Below are 16,872 nucleotides of genomic sequence, written 5' to 3' on the forward strand. Positions count from 1 at the left end.
GGGAGCGCGATGGGGATCACACTGCGGGACGGGCCGGTCGCCGAGGTCGTGGTGGACGTGCCGCCGGTGAACGCGTTGACCGTCCAGGGCTGGGCCGACCTGGCGGCGGCGGTGCGCGCGGCCGGGCGCGACCCGGCGACCAGGGTGGTGGTGCTGCGGGCCGAGGGCCGCGGGTTCAACGCCGGCGTGGACATCAAGGAGATGCGGGCCGACCCCGGGCACACGGCGCTCGTCGGCGCGAACCGGCAGTGTTTCGAGGCGTTCGCGGCCGTCTACGAGTGCGAGGTGCCGGTGATCGCCGCCGTGCACGGACACTGCCTGGGCGGCGGCGTCGGCCTGGTCGGCAACGCGGACGTGGTGGTGGCGAGCGAGGACGCCTACTTCGGGCTGCCCGAGGTGGACCGCGGGGCGCTCGGGGCCGCCACGCACCTGGCCCGGCTGGTGCCCCAGCACCTCATGCGGGCCATGGTCTACACGTGCCGGAACGTCACGGCGGCCGAGCTGCACGCGTTCGGGTCGGTGCTGGAGGTGGTGCCGCCCGACAAGTTGCGCGAGGCGGCGATGGAGGTGGCCGGGCAGATCGCGGCCAAGGACCCGTACGTCATCCGCCGCGCCAAGGAGTCGCTGAACGGCATCGACCCGGTGGACGTGCGGCGCAGCTACCGCTTCGAGCAGGGCTTCACCTTCGAGCTGAACCTCATGGGCATGGGCGACGAGCACAGGGAGCGGTTCCGATGAGCAAGGTTATGTCCGTCGAGGAGGTCGCGGCCTCGGTGGAGAGCGGGATGACGGTCGGGATCGGCGGCTGGGGCTCGCGGCGCAAGCCCATGGCGCTGGTGGGCGGCCTGCTGCGCACGTCCGTCCGGGATCTGACGATCGTCTCCTACGGCGGCCCGGACGTCGGCATGTTGTGCGCGGCGGGCAAGGTGCGCAGGGTCGTGGCGCCGTTCGTCACGCTCGACTCCATCCCCCTCGAACCGCACTTCCGGGCGGCCAGGCAGGCGGGCGCGGTCGAGTTCACCGAGTACGACGAGGGCATGTTCATGTTCGGGCTGCTGGCGGCGGCGCACCGGCTGCCGTTCCTGCCGACGCGGGCGGGGCTGGGGTCCGGCGTGCTGCGGGTCAACCCGGAGCTGCGGACGGTGCGCTCGCCGTACGGGGACGGGGAGGAGCTGGTCGCGGTGCCCGCCCTGACCATGGACGTGGCCCTGGTGCACCTGAACCGGGCCGACGTCCGCGGGAACGCCCAGTACCTGGGCCCCGACCCGTACTTCGACGACCTGTACGCCAAGGCGGCCGGGCGCTGCTACGTGTCCTGCGAGCGGCTGGTGGACACCGCCGACCTGCTGAAGGAGGGGCCGGTGCAGTCGTTGCTGATCAGCCGGTCGATGGTGACGGGCGTGGTGGAGGCGCCCGGCGGGGCCGGGTTCACCTCCTGCGAGCCGGACTACGGGCGCGACGAGGAACGGCAGCGGCGGTACGTGGAGGGCGGCGTCGATGACCAGAACTGAGGTGAGCAGGGCCGACGTTTGCGTGCTGGCCTGTGCGGAGGCGTTCAGGGGCGACGGGGAGATCCTGGCGGCCGGGATCGGCGGGGCGGTCACGGTGCTGGCCGCGCGGCTGGCCCGGCTGACGTTCGAGCCCGGCCTGCTCACCTCCGACGGCGTCTGCCTGCTCACCGGCGACGTGCCCGCGCTGGGAGCGGCGCCCGAGGTGGTGGAGGGGTGGCTGCCGTTCCGGGAGCACCTGTGGCTGGTGCTGAACGGCCGCCGGCACGTGATGCTCGGCGCGAGCCAGATCGACCGGCACGGGAACAGCAACATCTCCTGCATCGGCGACTGGGCCCGTCCCAAGGCCCAGCTCCTCGGGGTGCGCGGGGCGCCGGGGAACACGCGGTGCGACCCGACGAGCTACTGGATCCCGCGGCACTCGCGGCGGGTGTTCGTGCCCGCGGTGGACATGGTGAGCGGGCTGGGCACCGACCGGGGGGCGTACGAGCTGCGGCGGGTGGTGACGGACCTGGCGGTGCTCGACTTCGCCACACCCGACGGCTCGATGCGCCTGGTGTCCACGCATCCGGGGGTGAGCGTGGCCGACGTGCTGGCCGCCACCGGCTTCGACCTGGTCGTCCCGCCGGAGGTGCCCACGACGCGGGAGCCGGACGCCGTCGAGCTGGCCGTCCTGGACCGGCTGGATCCCGGCCGGGCGCGCGACCGCGAGGTGGCCGGATGAGGACGGCGCTGACCGAGCTCACCGGCTGCCGCCATCCCGTCGTCCAGACCGGCATGGGGTACGTCGCGGGCGCCCGGCTGGCCGCGGCCGTCTCGGCGGCGGGCGGGCTGGGCGTGATCGGCGCCGCCACCATGTCGGTGCCCGAGATGACGGCGGCGGTCAGGCGGGTCAAGGAACGGACCGACGCCCCCTTCGGGGTGAACATCCGCTCCGACGCCGACGACGCGGCCGAGCGGGTGGAGGTGATGATCAGGGAGGGCGTGCGGGTGGCGTCGTTCGCCCAGGCGCCCCGGCGCGAGCTGATCGCCCGGCTCAAGGGCGCGGGGGTCGTCACGATCCCGTCGGTGGGGGCGCGCCGGCACGCCGAGAAGGTGGCCGCGTGGGGCGTGGACGCGGTGATCGTGCAGGGCGGCGAGGGCGGCGGGCACACCGGCCCGCTGGCCACCACGCTGCTGCTGCCGCAGGTCGTGGACGCGGTGGACATCCCGGTGATCGCGGCGGGCGGCTTCTTCGACGGCCGGGGCCTGGTCGCCGCGCTGGCCTACGGCGCGTGCGGGATCGCCATGGGCACCCGGTTCCTGCTGACCCGCGAGTCCCCGGTGCCCGGCGCGGTCAAGGACGTCTACCTGGCCGCCCGCGAGACCGTCGTGACGACCAGGGTGGACGGCGTGCCGCACCGCGTGCTCAGCACCCCGTTCGTGGCCTCGCTGGAACGCTCGCGGCTGCTGCGCGCGGTGCTGAACGGCGCCCGCTTCCGTCGGCTGTCCGGCCTGTCGTGGGGCGCGCTGGTCCGCGAGGGACGCCGGATGCGCCGCGGCCGGGAGCTGACCTGGGCGCAGGTGCTCCAGGCGGCCAACACGCCGGTGCTGCTGCGCGCGGCGATGGTGGACGGGCGGGCCGACCTCGGGGTGATGGCCTCCGGCCAGGTGGTGGGCGTGATCGAGGACCTGCCGTCGTGCGCCGAGCTGATCGGGCGGGTGATGGCCGAGGCCGAGGAGGCGCGCAAGCGCCTGGCCTGACCAACCCGACGCCTGACCCACGCGATGCCTGCCCCACCCGACGCCTGGCTCACACGATGCCTGGCTCACACGATGCCTGGCTCACACGATGCCTGGCTCACACGACGGTGATGCCCCGGGCGGCGAGGATGGCGTTGGCCTGGGCTTGGTTGATGATCGCGCCGGCGAAGGCGCGCAGCTTGGCGTCGTCGGGCTGCCCGAGGTCGGCGCCGCGCAGGTCGGCCTTGGCGAACGTGGTGTTGAGCAGCCGCGTGCCGATGAGCCGGCAGTCGCTGAGGGTGGCCTCGGTGAAGTCGCAGCCCGACAGGTCGGCGTCGTCGAAGCGCACCCCCTCGATGAACTCGCCGCGCAGCGAGCAGCCGCCGAGGTTGGCCAGCGTCAGGTTGCACCGCGCGACCTTGAAGCCGGTGCCGCGCGAGGCCGTGAGCGCGGCGCCGATCATGCGGCAGCCCTGGAAGGAGGCGTCGGTGAGCAGGGCGCCGCCGAACTGGGCCGAGGACAGGTCGACGTCGGTGAACGTCGCGTCGATCAGGTCGGCGTCGTTGAACCTCGGGCGCATGCCGCCGCCGCCCGCGAAGACCGCGCCGTCGAGGTCGGCCTTGCGCAGGTCGGCGCCGTCGAGCACGCAGGACTCGAAGCGGGCGCCGGCCAGCGCGGCTCCGGACAGGTCGGCCTCGGTCAGGTCGCAGCCGCGGAAGACGTGCGGCCCGTCGTCGTGGAGGGCGGGGCGGCTGTGGGAGAGGTCTTCGCCGTCGAGGATCACGGTGTCACAGCGTACCGGTGAGCACCTCCGCCGCCGCCTGGCCGCAGACCCGCGCCGACCCGTACGTGGCGATGTGCACGGCGCCGAGGTCGGAGCGGGCGGGCAGGCCCATCTCCACGACGACGGCGTCCGGCCGGGCGCTGAGCAGGTGCCGCAGCGCCTCGCCCTGCCAGGCGTAGCGGTGCGCGTCGCGGACCACGATCACCAGCGGGCGCTGCGCCGCCTCGCCGATCAGCCGCTCCAGCCTGGCCCCGGTGGTGTCCCCGGCCGCCAGCCGGGTGACGGCGGTGCCGGGCAGCAGCCGTCCCAGCGGCTCGCCGACGCCCCACGGGGTGCCCTTGTCGATGGCCAGGTTCATCTCGGGCGTCAGCTCGACCACGTGCGCCGCCCCGGTGAGCGGCAGCACGGGGGCCGTGGACCTGCGGGTGACGCGGACGGCCCGGCGGGCCGCGGAGAGCCCGAGGTAGCCGTCCTCCGGTACGGGGCTGCCCGAGGAGGTGGTCCAGGCGGCCAGCTCGCGGACCCTGCGTGCGGCGTCGGCCAGTCGCTCCTCGGGCAGCAGTCCTTCGGTCACGGCGGCGGCGATGGCGTCGCGGACCTCGACGGCGGTGGCCTCGTCGGCCCGCTCGCCGCCCACGCAGATCGCGTCGGCCCCCGCGGCTATGGCGCGGGCGGAGGCGCCCCCGATCCCGTACGCCCCCGACACCGCGGCCATTTCTATGCCGTCCGTGATGATCATTCCCTGGAAGCCCAGCTCCTCGCGCAGCAGGCCCGTGAGGACCTTGGGGCTGAGCGTGGCGGGCAGCTCGGCGTCGTAGGAGGGCACGAGCAGGTGGCCGGTCATGATCGACCTGACCCCCTCCTTGATCGCTTCCCGGAACGGGAAGAGCGCCTCCTCGATGCCGGCGTCGGCCACCACGGGCACGCCGTGGTGGGAGTCGACGGTGGTGTCCCCGTGGCCGGGGAAGTGCTTGGCGCAGGCGGCCACCCCGGCCGACTGCAGGCCGCGGACGAACGCCCTGGTGTGCCGGGCGACGAGCGCCGGGTCGGCCCCGAAGGAGCGCAGGCCGATGACCGGGTTGTCGGGGTTGGAGTTGACGTCGGCGGAAGGGGCGAAGTCGATCGTGATGCCCGCGGCCGCCAGTTCGCCGCCCATGTCCCTGGCCAGGGCCTCGGTGAGGCCGATGTCGTCCACGACGCCGAGCGCGTACCCGCCGGGACGGCTGCTGCCGGTGCTCACCTCCAGCCGGGTGACCTCGCCGGACTCCTCGTCGGTGCCGACGAGCACCGCGGGGTTCTCCGCGCGCAGCGCGGCGGTGAGCCGGGCGACCTGCGCGGGGTCGGCGATGTTGCGGGAGAACAGCACCACACCGGCCAGTCCCTCGCCGAGTCGTCGGCGGATCCAGTCCGGAGGCATCTGTCCCGCGAAACCAGGGAGGAGGACGGCGTCGGCGAGGCGAAGAAGGTCACCGCTGAGGGGCATGACCCGAAATCTAATAGGAAAGTTTCCTATTTGCTAGAGGCATTTTCTGATGTCAGCCCGGTTCCTTCCGTGTCTTATTCAACCATTGCCGGAAATGCTCACTTCAGTTGGCGCGGCGCGCCTTTCAGCCGAGGCGTTCGATGACGGTGACGTTCGCCTGTCCGCCGCCTTCGCACATGGTCTGCAGGCCGTACCGGCCGCCGGTGCGCTCCAGTTCGTGCAGCAGCTTCACGGTCAGGACCGCGCCGGTCGCGCCGAGCGGATGGCCGAGCGCGATGGCGCCGCCGTTGGGGTTCACCCGGGCCGGGTCGGCGCCGGTCTCCTTGAGCCAGGCCAGCACGACGGAGGCGAACGCCTCGTTGATCTCGATCGCGTCGAAGTCGTCGACGGCCAGGCCGGTCCGGCCCAGGGCGTGGGCCGTGGCGGGGATGGGCGCGGAGAGCATCATGATCGGGTCCGCGCCGCGCGCCGAGAGGTGGTGCACGCGGGCGCGCGGGGTCAGCCCGTGGTCGCGTACGGCCCGGGGCGAGGCGACCAGCAGCGCCGCCGCGCTGTCGGAGATCTGGGACGCCAGCGCCGCCGTGAGCCGCCCCCCTTCGGCCAGCGGCCTGAGCGCGGCCATCTTCTCCGGCGTGGTGTCCCTGCGGGGAGCCTCGTCGTCGGCGACGCCCTCCCAGGGGACGATCTCGCGCCGGAAGCGCCCCTCGTCCACGGCCCGCAGCGCGCGGCGGTGGGACTCGTAGGCGTAGCGCTCCATGTCCTCGCGCGACAGGTCCCAGGCCACCGCCATCTGCTCGGCCCCGGCGAACTGGGAGACCTCCGCCGTGCCGTAGCGGGCGGCCCAGCCCTTGGACCCGGCGAACGGGGTCTCGTGCCCGAGCGGCCGGCCCGCCAGCATGGCCGAGGAGATCGGGATCATGCTCATGTTCTGCACGCCGCCCGCCACCACCAGGTCGCTGGTGCCCGACAGCACGGCCTGGGCGGCGAAGTGCAGGGCCTGCTGCGAGGAGCCGCACTGGCGGTCGACGGTGACGCCCGGCACCTCCTCGGGCAGCCCGGCGGCCAGCCAGCAGGTACGCGCGACGTCCCCGGCCTGCGGCCCGATCGTGTCCACGCAGCCGAAGATCACGTCCTCGACGGCGGCGGGATCGGCGTCCGCGCGGTCCATCAGCTCGCGCAGCACGTGCGCGCCGAGGTCGGCCGGGTGGGCCGCGGCCAGCCCGCCGTTCCTGCGCCCGACGGGGGTACGGACGGCGGCGACGATGTAAGCTTCGTTCATCTCCGCATCCTAACAAGCGCTTGGTAAGCAAGATAATGCCCTACGAGCTGGGCCTGACGTGTGAACAAGCGATTGTCTGAGGGCTCATAATGGGAAACGTGACCACGCGAAAGAACTCCGGCACCACCACGTCACCGGCGAAGCGCCAGCGTGCCTCCTCCACCGGGGCGGCCTCAGAGCGGCGCGACCACCTCGTCAAACTCGCCGCGGAGCTCTTCGCGCGCAAGGGCTTCCAGGCCACGACCGTACGCGAGATCGCCGACGAGGCGGGCATCCTGTCCGGCAGCCTCTACCACCACTTCGACTCCAAGGAGACGATCGTCGACGAGGTGCTGTCCACCTTCCTCGACGACCTCATCGCCCGCTACCGCGCCGCCGTCGACAACAACTCCGACGCCCGCACGGTCCTGTCGGAGATGGTCCGCATCGGCTTCGGCACGCTGGAGCCCCACCGCGCCGCGATCACCGTCATGCAGAACGACTGGAACTACCTGCGCCAGTTCGAGCGCTTCAACTACCTGGTCAAGGCCGAGGACGAGGTCGAGCAGATCTGGGTGACCCAGATCAAGGCCGGTCAGGCGGCCGGGCTGTTCAGGGCCGACGTCGACCCCAAGCTGACCTATCGGATGATCCGCGACACCATCTGGGTGGCCGTGCGCTGGTTCCGTCCCGGCGGCAGGCTCAACACCACCGCGCTGGCCGAGCACTACATCACCGTGCTGTTCGACGGGCTCGCCACCGGCGAGCGCACGACCCAGCGTCAGGGATGAGTCTCGGCAAGGCGGTGCGGCTGGCCCTTGAGGAGGTCGCCGAGCCGGACAAGGCCGAGCCGATGCGCGCGTACATGAAGTCGGAGATGCCCTTCCTCGGCGTGCAGGCGACGCCGAGGCGGGCGGCGCTCAGGCGGGTGTTCGCCGGCCACCGCATCGACTCCGCGCCCGAGTGGCGGCGCGCGGTGCTCTCGCTGTGGCGGGAGGCCGAATACCGCGAGGAGCGTTACGCCGCCGTCGAGCTGACCGGCCACCATTACTACCGCGACTTCCAGACCCTCTACACCGTGCCGATGTACGAGGAGATGATCGTCACCGGCGCCTGGTGGGACCTGGTCGACGAGCTGGCCACCCACCGCGTCGGCGGCCTGCTGGCCGCCTACCCCGACACCATGCGCCGGCTCATGCTGGAGTGGGCGGCCGACGCCGACCTGTGGAAGCGCCGCACCGCGATCCTGTGCCAGAACCGTTTCAGGTCCCGCACCGACACGGCCCTGTTGTACGCCTGCATCGAGCCCAGCCTGTCCGACACCGACTTCTTCGCCCGCAAGGCCATCGGCTGGTCCTTACGCGAGTACGCCAAGACCAACCCCGACGAAGTCATCCGGTACGTCCGCGCCAAGGGCATCTCCGGCCTGAGCCGCCGCGAGGCCCTGAAGAACCTGCCCGTCAGCTAGCCCCTCCCTTTCCGGCCTCACCCGGCCTCACCGGGTCCAGAGCGCGTCCTGCACCGCCTGCACCAGCGCCATCAGCTCCGGCGTCACCCGCTCCCGCGCCCAGGCCAGCGCGTAGGTGATGCGCAGCTCCCCCGCCTCCAGCGGCACGAACCGCACGTCGTCCCGCCTGACGGATCTGACCAGGAGCTGCGGGATCGGCAGCAGCCCCGCCCCGGCGGCCACCAGATCGAGCGCGGCGGCGAAGTCGTCGTCGGCCACCATCCGCGAACGCCCCGGCAGCCCCGCCCACGGCCGGCTCCCGGGCGTCAGCAGCACCTGCCCGCCCAGGTCGTCCGGCGTGACCCTGCCGTGCCCGGCCAGCCGGTGCCCGAGCGGGACGGCCAGATGGTCGACGGTCACGTGGAAGCGGGCCGCCGTGACGAACTGCGCGGGCGCCGGCGTGGCCAGGATCGCGGCCGAGACCTCCCCGCTGCCCAGCGCCCGGGCCGCGGCGCCCCGTCCGGCCGCGACGAGCTCCACGCCGATCGCCGGGGCGCGCCCGGCCAGCCGCCTGGCGATGCGCGCGGCGAGCGTGCCCACCATCGGTGGATAAGCCAGGTGAATGGTCGGACGGGCCAGTCTGGCGGCCTCGGCGGTGAACGTCTGAGCCGATTCGAGCACCTGCCTGGCGTACGGCAGCAGCCCCTTCCCCTCGGCCGTCAGCCGCACCTCGCGGGCGCTGCGCTCGAAGAGCCTGACCCCGGCGGCGCGTTCGAGCCGGTTGATGGCCTGGCTGACGGCGGGCTGCGACATGCCCAGGTCGGCGGCGGCGGCCGAGAACCCGAGCCGCTCGGCGACCAGGAGGAAGCAGTGGATCTCCTTGAGCATAAGCAGCACTTATCGATGATGCACCACCTCCGCTCCGCCGGACACGATTCCCGCATCTGACCGACGTGATCGAGGAGCTGAGATGTCGCCATTCCCCACGTCCACGGTGCTCGGGTATCCGAGGATCGGGCCGCGACGGGAGCTGAAGCGGGCCCTGGAGTCGTACTGGGACGGGCGGTCCGGCCGGGCGGAGCTGGAGCGGACGGGCGCGGAGATCAGGGAGCGGACCTGGCGCCGGCTGGCCGAGCTGGGCCTTGCGGGCCTGCCGTCCAACACCTTCTCCCTGTACGACCACGTGCTGGACACCGCGGTCCTGCTGGGCGCGGTGCCCGAGCGCTACCGCGCGGCCGAGGATCCCTACTTCGCGATGGCGAGGGGCACCGAGGGCCTGGCGCCGCTGCGGATGACGAAGTGGTTCGACACCAACTACCACTACATCGTGCCGGAGATCGGCCCGGAGACCGTCTTCAAGCTGGACGCCGCCAAGCCGCTCGCCGAGGTGCGCGAGGCCCGCGCGCTCGGCTACGAGACGCGGCCCGTCGTGGTCGGGCCGGTGACGTTCCTGCTGCTGGCCGGGGCGCCCGAGCGGCTGGAGGACGTGCTCGGCTGCTACGAGGAGCTGCTCGCGGCGCTGGCCGCCGAGGGCGTCGAGTGGGTGCAGCTCGACGAGCCGGCGCTGGTCGGCGACCGCACGCCCGAGGAACTGGCGGCCGTGCGGCTGGCCTACGACCGGCTGGGGTCGGCGGCCGTCCGTCCGGGGCTGTTCGTGGCCTCCTACTTCGGTGACCTCGGGCCCGCGCTGCCGGTGCTGGCCGGCACGCCCGTCGAGGCGATCGGCGTGGACCTGGTGCGCGGCGGCGCCGTGCCCGACCTGCCGGGCAAGACCGTGGTCGCGGGTGTGGTGTCGGGCCGCGACGTGTGGCGCACCTCGCCGGAACGCGCCCTGGCCGCCCTCGGCGGCGTGCGCGCGGACCGGGTGACGGTGAGCACGTCGTGCTCGCTGCTGCACGTGCCCTACGACGTGGACGCCGAGCCCGACCTCGATCCGGCGCTGCGGGAACGGCTGGCGTTCGCCGAGCAGAAGGTGGCCGAGGTGGTGGCGCTGGCCCGGTCGGACTTCCGGGGGGCGGTCCCGGCCGGACCCTCGGTGCCGCTGACCGCGCCGGCCGCGCCGGAGGAGCGGGCTCCGTACGCGGTACGGGCCGCCGCCCAGGACGCCCACCTGCGCCTGCCCGTGCTGCCGATCACCACCATCGGCTCGTTCCCCCAGACCGGCGAGCTGCGCGCGGCGCGGGCGGCCGTGGTGGCCGGCACGCTGTCGGAGGAGGACTACGAGCGGCGCGTCGAGGCCGAGATCGAGCACGTCGTCAGGGTGCAGGAACGCCTCGGCCTGGACGTGCTCGTGCACGGCGAGCCTGAGCGCAACGACATGGTGCAGTACTTCGCCGAGCACCTGGACGGGTTCGCGGTCACCAGGAACGGCTGGGTCCAGTCGTACGGGTCGCGTTGCACCCGGCCGCCGATCCTGCACGGCGACGTCAGCCGTCCCGCGCCCATCACCGTGCGCTGGGCCTCCTACGCGCAGTCGCTCACCACCAAGCCGGTCAAGGGCATGCTCACCGGGCCGGTGACGATCGTGGCCTGGTCGTTCGTCCGCGACGACCTGCCGCTGCGGGACGTGGTGTTCCAGGTGGCCGACGCGGTACGCGAGGAGGTGCGTGACCTGGAGGCGGCCGGAGTGTCGATCATCCAGGTGGACGAGCCCGCCCTGCGCGAGCTGCTGCCGCTGCGGCGGGCCGCGCAGGCCGACTACCTGGAGTGGGCGGTGGCGGCCTACCGGCGGGCCACCTCCGGCGCGGCCGACCGCACCCAGATCCACACCCACCTGTGCTATTCGGACGCCGACCAGATCCTGGCCGCCATCGACGGCCTGGACGCCGACGTCACCACGATCGAGTCGGCCCGCTCGGGGGCGCGCATCCTGGGCGCGGTGCGCGCGTTCGGCCGCGGCCTCGGCCCCGGCGTGTACGACATCCACTCCCCGCGCGTGCCCGGCGCGGACGAGGTCGAGGACCTGTTGCGCAGGACGCTGGCGGCGCTGCCGGCCGAGCGGGTCTGGGTCAACCCCGACTGCGGGCTGAAGACGCGCACGTACGAGCAGGTGGAAGCCTCGCTGGCGCACGTCGTCGAGGCCACCCGGCGGCTGCGGGCAGAGCTTCAGCCGTAGAGCGCGGTGAACTCCTCGACCGTCATCCCGAACAGGATCCCGTCGTCGTAGCGCCCGGCGGCGAAGCGGCTCCTGCGCCGGCGGCCTTCCTCGACGAAGCCGAGCCGCCGGTGCAGGGCCAGCGACGGGTCGTTGGAGCTGTAGACCCACGCCTCGGCCTTCTGGAAGCGGCGCTCGGCGAACATGTAGCGCAGCAGCAGCACGATCGCCTCGCTGGCGTAGCCCTTGCGGTGGTGGGGCGTGCCGATGGAGATGCCGTAGCAGAACGTGCCGTGCACACGCTCGACCTCGTGCGTGTTGAGCATGCCGACCGGCCGGCCGTCGCCGGCGTCGGCGATCACCAGGCGCAGCTCGTCCATGTCGGACTCCTGCTCGGCCAGCTCCCTGGCCCACTTCTGCGCCTGGGCGGCCGAGCGGGGCGGAGGCACCCGCCAGCCGTTCCTGGCCGCGTCGGTGTCCTCGTCGAAGGCGAGGAACGCCGCCCAGTCCTCCGGTTCGATGGCCCTCAGGCGCACCCGCTCGCCGACCCACGCAGACGTCATGAGGGGGAGCAAACCAGAGCACGCCCCCCGCGCGCGAACCCTTTTCCGGCCCTCACCCGCGCCCGTACGTGTCCTCGGCCCGCCAGAAGTACCAGAGCCCGGAGATCAGTCCGGCGACCGCCCAGAACGCGCAGCTCAGCCAGACGAGCGGGCGAGGGCTGTACGCGTGGATCAGGATGTCGCGCATGAACTCAATGGTGGAGGCGGCGGTGTTGAGATACATGACGTCGGCCACCCACTGCGGCAGCCCGGCCCCGCCGACCGGCCTGCCGGTGACCGGGTCCGGATAACCCACGATCTTGTACTGGATCGAGTAGAAGACCCCGGAGGCGTACAGCCAGGTCCGCAGGACGAACGGCAGGAGCTGGTTCACGTCGCGCAGCGAGGCCCCCAACCGCGCCAGGACCAGGCTCAGCCCGATGTTGAACATCGTCTGCAGGAGCAGGGCGACCGGGATCAGCAGCCAGAACCAGGTGGGGAACTCCCCCATGACGACCACGAGGACGAGCAGCACGCCCATGGAGATGGCCGACTGCCGCAGTTCCTGAAGGGTGTAGGCCAGGGCAGCGCGGCGCGGGGGAAGTGCAGGGCGCGGATGAGCGAGAGGTTCCCCGAGACGGACCTGGCCCCCGCCGAGGCCGACCGCTGGCTGTAGGTGAAGACGAACATCCCCGTGACGAGGAACGCCGCGTAGTTCTCGATGTGCTCTTGTCCGCCCAGGACGAGGCCGAACATGACCCAGTAGATGCCGGCGTTCAGCAGCGGCGTCACCACCTGCCAGAGTTGCCCGAGCGCGGAGGCGGAGTACTTCGAGGCGGTGCGCGAGGTCGCGTACACCAGGATGAAGTGCCGGCGTTCCCATAATCGGCGCAGGTAGACGTGCATGTCCGGGCGGGCCGTGGCTCGCCGCAGCCCGTGCCGGGTCGCGAGGGCGGCGAGTGATTCCTGTTCGGGTGCGGATGACATGGGAGTCCCTCACGGCCTGCTGCGTCGCGGGATGCCCAGGAGTCTAGGCTCCGGCGTGGCGGGGCGGGCGCTCTCGCGCGCCTCCGGCAGGGACGCCCTGCGAGCCCGCGAGGGGCACGGTTCCGCGTGGGCGCCGACGTCGGGTCAGACGGCTCGTCCGTCCAGGAAATCGACGACGCGGGTGTTGAGGTCGGCGGGCTCGTGCCACGGCATCGCGTGATGGGACAGGTGCGGCAGCACCGCGGTCCGCGTGCCCGGCAGCAGGCGGGCGGCGGCCGACGCGACGCGGTGCGGGGAGTGCGCCCTGCCGCGTCCGGCGACGAGCACGAGGGCCGGCGTGGTGAGCGCGCGCAGCGATCCGGGCTCGGGCCGCTTCCCGGTGACGATCTTGGTGTCCGGGAACTCCGCGGCCAGGCCGTAGAGCCGCAGCCAGGCGGGGTCGGCGGGCGCGCCGCCGGTCTCCCACTCCAGGAAGGCCCGCGCGCGCGAGGCCGTCGGCCGCAGCAGGGTGGGCAGCGCGCGGGCCAGGTATTCGGCCCGGAACCCGCCGAAGCACTGCGTCGGGTCGAGGAGGACGAGCCGCCGGACCCGCCGGGGCGCGTGGAGTGCGTACGTCAGGGCGATCCACCCGCCGTAGGAGTGTCCGCACACCGCGGCGCTGTCGATCCCGAGGCCGTCGAGCACGCCGTCCAGCCAGCCGAGCAGGTCCTGGACGTTGCGCGGGGGTTCTTCGCCCCGGACGCTGCGTCCCGGCTCGCCGATGCGGTCGACGGCGTAGACGCGATGGCGGCGGGCGAACTCGGCGACGTTGGCGAACCACATCGCCGCCGTGGTGCCGCCGCCGTGCAACAGGACCAGCGGCGGGCCATCCGCGGGGCCGCACGCGTTCACCCGGGTCGTGCCGTACGCCGACGGCAGGTCGATCGGCTCGACCGGAACCGGCCAGCGTTCGAGGACGGCGTCGTACGCGGAGAGGAAGTCGGACATGCCGTACCTCACTAAATAGCTTGCTCAGCAATAATCTCGTTGGGCGAGATAATGCCATACTGGTGGCATGACGATGCCGCGGGAGGATGCCGGGAACATGGACGATCAGGACGCCGGGATGCGGCTGGTCCACCTGCTGCGCGCCGTCACCGTGGAACTCGACCGCATGGGCGAGCGGTTCGCCGCCGCGCACGCCCTGCACCCGACCGACGTCCGCGCCCTCATCTGCCTCCTCGACGCCGCCCGCACCGGCACCCCCGCCACCCCCGGAACGCTGGGGACGCACCTCGGCCTCAACTCCGCGGGCACCACGGCGGTGATCGACCGCCTGGAGAGGCTCGGTCACGTCCGCCGGGAACGCGACACCCGGGACCGGCGACGGGTGCTGCTGAAGGTCGACGACAGCGCCGTCACGCTCGGCTGGAGCTTCTTCGGCCCGCTCATCCAGGAGATCGTCACCCTCATGGACCGGTACGACACCACGGAACAGGCCACCATCGAACGCTTCCTCGGCGACGTCCACCAGGCCGTCACCCAGGGTTAGGCCGGCGGCTCAGGTGAACGTGGCTGTTGCAGCCTGCTCTCGGCCTGGAGGTTCCCGGCCAGTTCCGCCAGGGTCGCCCCGCAGCGGACGTTGGAGAGCCCGCTGTCACGGGACACGAGGGGGACGCGGAACGCGACCCAGCCGCCGGTCACGTCGATGATCCGCCACCCGGGAAACCTGCCGAGAACTTCCTGGACCGTAAGGCTCATGCCCGTGCTCCCACCGTGAGCGCGGACCTCTCCTGCGACCTGCGCAGTTCCGCGTAGAGGAAGGCGATCCGGCGCGCGGCCCGTGCTGACTCGATGGCCGGATGGCGGGCGTACAACACCCGCGTACGCCAGCCGTCCCAGTCCGCTCGCCACCAGTACCACTCCCCGTCGCACCAGATCACCAGTCCGTCCCACACCCACACCAAGGCGAGGCCGTATCCGATGTGGCTGTCCGTCTGGATGCCGTGCTCGTCTCGCAGGACCTTGCACAGGAGATCTACGGATGGTCCGGCTTGGAGTTCCTTGCCGTTCTTGGGTACGGCGATAACCTTGTCCTGCATCGTTGACGCCCCAAAGCTCTCGATGCCCAGACCCCTGCTTACGAGTGGTGTTACAGCACCGTTTGTCCCGTAGGTGGGGGTCTACTACAGCCCCGATTTAGGGGGGCTAAAGTCGAGGGTAGAGCCGAGGTGAGACCCCTGCAATAGGGGGTCTAAAGTGCGCCGAATGTCGGTCGCTGAGGAGGCGGCACACGGATGGACTTGAAGACGCTGAGGGAAGTCGCCCAGGTCAGCGATCCCGTGGAACGAGCCCGTGTTCTCAGCCGACTCATGACCGAGGAACAGGGACTGGTGACCGAGGCCGCCAAGATGCGGCGGCAGGCCATCGCCGAGGCGCGGGAGTCCGGCATGAGCCTGGAGGACATCGCCGGGCGGCTGGGCGTCTCACCGGGACGCATCTCGCAGATGCGGAAGGGACCGGCGGCTCGCGCGCCAGAAGGGCCCGCCTCGCCCGCCCCTCGGGTGCTGGTGCAGCGGGCCTTGCCGACCGAACCGGCAGTCCGAGGCTCGAAATCGCTCTTCCTTGCCGAGGCGGAACGGCAGGGGCTCAAGGCGGATCGCCGCATGTTGTACGTCGGGCTGGAGCCCGCCAGTGAGCATGTGGCGGCGTGCCTGCGTGTCGAACCCGAGGCCGAGATCGTGGCCCGGCGCAAGATGATGAGCGCGAACGACGTACCGGTGCGGATCGCGACGAGCTACTTCCGGGCGGACCTGTTCGGCGATACCCGGATCGCCGAGCCGGAGTTCGTGACGCCCTCGTTGCAGTCGGCGTTGACCGCCCTGGGCTACGCGTTCGGCCACGCCGAGGAGAATCTGACCGCCCGGTCACCGACCACCTTCGAGCGTGAGACGTTGGAGCTTGATCCAGGCGAGTGGGTGGTCCAGGTGCTGCGCGCAAGCTATTCGACCGAGGGCACGCCGATCCATGTCCTTGAGACGATCTGTGCCGCGAGTCGGCACATCTTCCCCATCGGCCAGGTCTCCGGGTACGACGAATTCTGAGGCGCGACCAGCGAGATGGCACCGCCGCCCGGAGACATCTGGCATCCGGTTTCAAGAGCCACTGCCCTTGGACGCGACTCCTGGCCGGAATCCCAGTCGACCAGTCCGACGACCTGGTGCTCTGACCGCACAGGTCGCCGTGGTGGCGGTCGTGGCGGTTCGATGTGCGGTGACGCCCACCGCAGTCTGATCAAACGCCCCTGGTGGAGAACGTCAGATGCTCGCACTACGGGCGATGCGGTACAGCACGTTCGGACGCAGTGGCCCTTCGGGCTCGGTGGGGTCGTCGAAGTCGTCGGCCGGGTCCCGGGTCATGCCGATCCGGCGCATCACCGCCTGGGAACGAAGGTTGGTGGCCGTTGTGACAGCGAGGATCTCAGGAAGCTCAAGAGCGTCGAAGCCGTGGGCCAGGACCGCCAGCGCAGCCTCGGTGGCGTAGCCCTGGCCCCAGGCCGAGCGGGCGAGCCGCCAGCCGATCTCCACTCCCGTGAACGGCATGTGGTCGTCCACTTCATCCAAGCCCGCGAAGCCGATGAACTCGCCCGTGGCCTCCACCTCGACCGCCCACCACCCGTAGCCTCGCTGGTCGAACTCGGCCTGAAAGAGCGACACGGAGGCATCGCTCTGTTCGCGGGTGAGCAGGTCGCCCAAGTGCTCCCGGACCTCGGGATCGGCGTTCATGGCCGCCCACGGTTCAAGGTCGGAGTCACGCCATCGGCGCAGGACGAGACGATCGGTACGCAGTTCAGCCATGCCGGCCAGCCAACATGAGCTCTGGCCCCCAGGCAATCAATTTTCTTGCGTGACACCGCCTCCCAGAAACACGGGCCGCTCCCAGGGCCAACGAAACGACCACCGATCCGGCGAACGTATCCGGTCAGAGCACTGGCGCCTCGCGGCGCCATGGCGCCGCCAGGCGCGGGGGTTGCGCCGCCAGGCGCCCCAAGAAAGACCGCCTGAGTCT

General features: G+C 71.9%; 20 protein-coding genes. 9 read left to right on the top strand and 11 right to left on the bottom strand.

Translation table 11 applies throughout. The annotated features are described in order from the left end of the window. The first annotated feature begins 9 nt into the window (after positions 1-9). From ABZ459_RS43095 to ABZ459_RS43110, 4 genes are read left to right on the top strand one after another with little or no spacing between them, the layout of a single operon-like run. Positions 10-738 (top strand): enoyl-CoA hydratase family protein, encoded by a 729-nt coding sequence (locus tag ABZ459_RS43095; RefSeq protein WP_357983857.1) that lies wholly within the window; start codon positions 10-12, stop codon positions 736-738. Next, positions 735-1,511: a CoA-transferase gene (locus ABZ459_RS43100; RefSeq protein WP_357983861.1), complete on the top strand. Its 777-nt coding sequence runs from the start codon at positions 735-737 to the stop codon at positions 1,509-1,511. Before ABZ459_RS43095 ends, ABZ459_RS43100 begins: the two co-directional genes overlap by 4 nt. Next, positions 1,498-2,232, top strand: a complete 735-nt coding sequence (locus ABZ459_RS43105) for a CoA-transferase (protein WP_357983864.1) — start codon at positions 1,498-1,500, stop codon at positions 2,230-2,232. Before ABZ459_RS43100 ends, ABZ459_RS43105 begins: the two co-directional genes overlap by 14 nt. Beyond that, on the top strand, positions 2,229-3,251 hold the full coding sequence (locus ABZ459_RS43110) for a nitronate monooxygenase (RefSeq protein WP_357983867.1): 1,023 nt from the start codon (positions 2,229-2,231) through the stop codon (positions 3,249-3,251). The genes ABZ459_RS43105 and ABZ459_RS43110 overlap by 4 nt, the downstream gene beginning before the upstream one ends. 97 nt (positions 3,252-3,348) lie before the next feature. On the opposite strand, the gene ABZ459_RS43115 is transcribed toward ABZ459_RS43110, so the two are convergent. From ABZ459_RS43115 to ABZ459_RS43125, 3 genes are all read right to left on the bottom strand, one after another. Beyond that, positions 3,349-4,014 carry a pentapeptide repeat-containing protein gene (locus ABZ459_RS43115; protein WP_357983870.1) on the bottom strand — a complete coding sequence of 222 codons (666 nt, stop codon included), beginning with the start codon at positions 4,012-4,014 and terminating at the stop codon, positions 3,349-3,351. A 4-nt stretch (positions 4,015-4,018) separates the two neighbouring features. Further along, positions 4,019-5,497, bottom strand: a complete 1,479-nt coding sequence (locus tag ABZ459_RS43120) for a glycoside hydrolase family 3 N-terminal domain-containing protein (protein WP_357983873.1) — start codon at positions 5,495-5,497, stop codon at positions 4,019-4,021. Between the two features lie 124 nt (positions 5,498-5,621). Continuing rightward, positions 5,622-6,776: an acetyl-CoA C-acetyltransferase gene (locus tag ABZ459_RS43125; RefSeq protein ID WP_357983875.1), complete on the bottom strand. Its 1,155-nt coding sequence runs from the start codon at positions 6,774-6,776 to the stop codon at positions 5,622-5,624. A 98-nt stretch (positions 6,777-6,874) separates the two neighbouring features. Here ABZ459_RS43125 and ABZ459_RS43130 point away from each other — a divergent pair, with 98 nt between their 5' ends. After that, entirely contained in the window at positions 6,875-7,546 is a 672-nt protein-coding gene (locus tag ABZ459_RS43130) for a TetR family transcriptional regulator (protein WP_357983878.1), read from the top strand. Next, positions 7,543-8,223, top strand: coding sequence for a DNA alkylation repair protein (locus tag ABZ459_RS43135; protein WP_357983881.1), 681 nt, complete (start codon positions 7,543-7,545; stop codon positions 8,221-8,223). Before ABZ459_RS43130 ends, ABZ459_RS43135 begins: the two co-directional genes overlap by 4 nt. Before the next feature lie 27 nt (positions 8,224-8,250). On the opposite strand, the gene ABZ459_RS43140 is transcribed toward ABZ459_RS43135, so the two are convergent. Continuing rightward, positions 8,251-9,090, bottom strand: a complete 840-nt coding sequence (locus tag ABZ459_RS43140) for a LysR family transcriptional regulator (protein WP_357984130.1) — start codon at positions 9,088-9,090, stop codon at positions 8,251-8,253. Positions 9,091-9,172: 82 nt separating this feature from the next. On the opposite strand from ABZ459_RS43140, the gene metE reads away from it, so the two are divergent. Continuing rightward, entirely contained in the window at positions 9,173-11,317 is a 2,145-nt protein-coding gene (gene metE / locus ABZ459_RS43145; RefSeq protein WP_357983884.1) for a 5-methyltetrahydropteroyltriglutamate--homocysteine S-methyltransferase, read from the top strand. On the opposite strand, the gene ABZ459_RS43150 is transcribed toward metE, so the two are convergent. From ABZ459_RS43150 to ABZ459_RS43165, 4 genes are all read right to left on the bottom strand, one after another. After that, positions 11,308-11,859 carry a GNAT family protein gene (locus ABZ459_RS43150; protein WP_357983887.1) on the bottom strand — a complete coding sequence of 184 codons (552 nt, stop codon included), beginning with the start codon at positions 11,857-11,859 and terminating at the stop codon, positions 11,308-11,310. The two genes, metE and ABZ459_RS43150, sit on opposite strands and share 10 nt — an antisense overlap. A gap of 52 nt (positions 11,860-11,911) precedes the next feature. After that, the gene (locus ABZ459_RS43155) at positions 11,912-12,379 is read right to left on the bottom strand and encodes a hypothetical protein (protein WP_357983890.1); all 468 of its coding nucleotides are present in this window, start codon (positions 12,377-12,379) and stop codon (positions 11,912-11,914) included. Continuing rightward, positions 12,316-12,825, bottom strand: coding sequence for a hypothetical protein (locus ABZ459_RS43160; RefSeq protein ID WP_357983893.1), 510 nt, complete (start codon positions 12,823-12,825; stop codon positions 12,316-12,318). The genes ABZ459_RS43155 and ABZ459_RS43160 overlap by 64 nt, the downstream gene beginning before the upstream one ends. Positions 12,826-12,969: 144 nt before the next feature. Continuing rightward, positions 12,970-13,812, bottom strand: a complete 843-nt coding sequence (locus ABZ459_RS43165) for an alpha/beta hydrolase (protein WP_357983896.1) — start codon at positions 13,810-13,812, stop codon at positions 12,970-12,972. Positions 13,813-13,909: 97 nt separating this feature from the next. Between ABZ459_RS43165 and ABZ459_RS43170 the strand changes: the two genes are divergently transcribed. Continuing rightward, a complete protein-coding gene (locus ABZ459_RS43170) occupies positions 13,910-14,356 on the top strand; it encodes a MarR family transcriptional regulator (protein WP_357983899.1) in 447 nt (148 codons plus the stop codon). On the opposite strand, the gene ABZ459_RS43175 is transcribed toward ABZ459_RS43170, so the two are convergent. Together ABZ459_RS43175 and ABZ459_RS43180 are read right to left on the bottom strand one after the other, a co-directional pair. Next, positions 14,353-14,565, bottom strand: coding sequence for a hypothetical protein (locus tag ABZ459_RS43175; RefSeq protein WP_357983902.1), 213 nt, complete (start codon positions 14,563-14,565; stop codon positions 14,353-14,355). The genes ABZ459_RS43170 and ABZ459_RS43175 overlap by 4 nt on opposite strands. Continuing rightward, positions 14,562-14,906: a hypothetical protein gene (locus tag ABZ459_RS43180; RefSeq protein ID WP_357983905.1), complete on the bottom strand. Its 345-nt coding sequence runs from the start codon at positions 14,904-14,906 to the stop codon at positions 14,562-14,564. The genes ABZ459_RS43175 and ABZ459_RS43180 overlap by 4 nt, the downstream gene beginning before the upstream one ends. 195 nt (positions 14,907-15,101) lie before the next feature. On the opposite strand from ABZ459_RS43180, the gene ABZ459_RS43185 reads away from it, so the two are divergent. Further along, on the top strand, positions 15,102-15,908 hold the full coding sequence (locus tag ABZ459_RS43185; protein ID WP_357983908.1) for a UTRA domain-containing protein: 807 nt from the start codon (positions 15,102-15,104) through the stop codon (positions 15,906-15,908). 213 nt (positions 15,909-16,121) lie between these two features. Here ABZ459_RS43185 and ABZ459_RS43190 read toward each other — a convergent pair whose 3' ends face one another. Then, on the bottom strand, positions 16,122-16,661 hold the full coding sequence (locus ABZ459_RS43190; protein WP_357983911.1) for a GNAT family N-acetyltransferase: 540 nt from the start codon (positions 16,659-16,661) through the stop codon (positions 16,122-16,124). Positions 16,662-16,872: the final 211 nt, after the last annotated feature.

Source organism: Nonomuraea sp. NPDC005692 (assembly GCF_040631115.1).
In the GTDB taxonomy this organism is placed as follows: domain Bacteria; phylum Actinomycetota; class Actinomycetes; order Streptosporangiales; family Streptosporangiaceae; genus Nonomuraea.

What these genes read in the sequence shown, in the direction of transcription:
- ABZ459_RS43095 (WP_357983857.1), top strand. Translation starts at nt 10, where the DNA reads ATGGGGATCACACTGCGGGACGGGCCGGTCGCCGAGGTCGTGGTGGAC.
- ABZ459_RS43100 (WP_357983861.1), top strand. Translation starts at nt 735, where the DNA reads ATGAGCAAGGTTATGTCCGTCGAGGAGGTCGCGGCCTCGGTGGAGAGC.
- ABZ459_RS43105 (WP_357983864.1), top strand. Translation starts at nt 1,498, where the DNA reads ATGACCAGAACTGAGGTGAGCAGGGCCGACGTTTGCGTGCTGGCCTGT.
- ABZ459_RS43110 (WP_357983867.1), top strand. Translation starts at nt 2,229, where the DNA reads ATGAGGACGGCGCTGACCGAGCTCACCGGCTGCCGCCATCCCGTCGTC.
- ABZ459_RS43120 (WP_357983873.1), bottom strand. Translation starts at nt 5,497, where the DNA reads ATGCCCCTCAGCGGTGACCTTCTTCGCCTCGCCGACGCCGTCCTCCTC.
- ABZ459_RS43125 (WP_357983875.1), bottom strand. Translation starts at nt 6,776, where the DNA reads ATGAACGAAGCTTACATCGTCGCCGCCGTCCGTACCCCCGTCGGGCGC.
- ABZ459_RS43135 (WP_357983881.1), top strand. Translation starts at nt 7,543, where the DNA reads ATGAGTCTCGGCAAGGCGGTGCGGCTGGCCCTTGAGGAGGTCGCCGAG.
- ABZ459_RS43140 (WP_357984130.1), bottom strand. Translation starts at nt 9,090, where the DNA reads ATGCTCAAGGAGATCCACTGCTTCCTCCTGGTCGCCGAGCGGCTCGGG.
- metE (WP_357983884.1), top strand. Translation starts at nt 9,173, where the DNA reads ATGTCGCCATTCCCCACGTCCACGGTGCTCGGGTATCCGAGGATCGGG.
- ABZ459_RS43150 (WP_357983887.1), bottom strand. Translation starts at nt 11,859, where the DNA reads ATGACGTCTGCGTGGGTCGGCGAGCGGGTGCGCCTGAGGGCCATCGAA.
- ABZ459_RS43155 (WP_357983890.1), bottom strand. Translation starts at nt 12,379, where the DNA reads ATGGGCGTGCTGCTCGTCCTCGTGGTCGTCATGGGGGAGTTCCCCACC.
- ABZ459_RS43160 (WP_357983893.1), bottom strand. Translation starts at nt 12,825, where the DNA reads ATGTCATCCGCACCCGAACAGGAATCACTCGCCGCCCTCGCGACCCGG.
- ABZ459_RS43165 (WP_357983896.1), bottom strand. Translation starts at nt 13,812, where the DNA reads ATGTCCGACTTCCTCTCCGCGTACGACGCCGTCCTCGAACGCTGGCCG.
- ABZ459_RS43170 (WP_357983899.1), top strand. Translation starts at nt 13,910, where the DNA reads ATGGACGATCAGGACGCCGGGATGCGGCTGGTCCACCTGCTGCGCGCC.
- ABZ459_RS43175 (WP_357983902.1), bottom strand. Translation starts at nt 14,565, where the DNA reads ATGAGCCTTACGGTCCAGGAAGTTCTCGGCAGGTTTCCCGGGTGGCGG.
- ABZ459_RS43180 (WP_357983905.1), bottom strand. Translation starts at nt 14,906, where the DNA reads ATGCAGGACAAGGTTATCGCCGTACCCAAGAACGGCAAGGAACTCCAA.
- ABZ459_RS43185 (WP_357983908.1), top strand. Translation starts at nt 15,102, where the DNA reads ATGGACTTGAAGACGCTGAGGGAAGTCGCCCAGGTCAGCGATCCCGTG.
- ABZ459_RS43190 (WP_357983911.1), bottom strand. Translation starts at nt 16,661, where the DNA reads ATGGCTGAACTGCGTACCGATCGTCTCGTCCTGCGCCGATGGCGTGAC.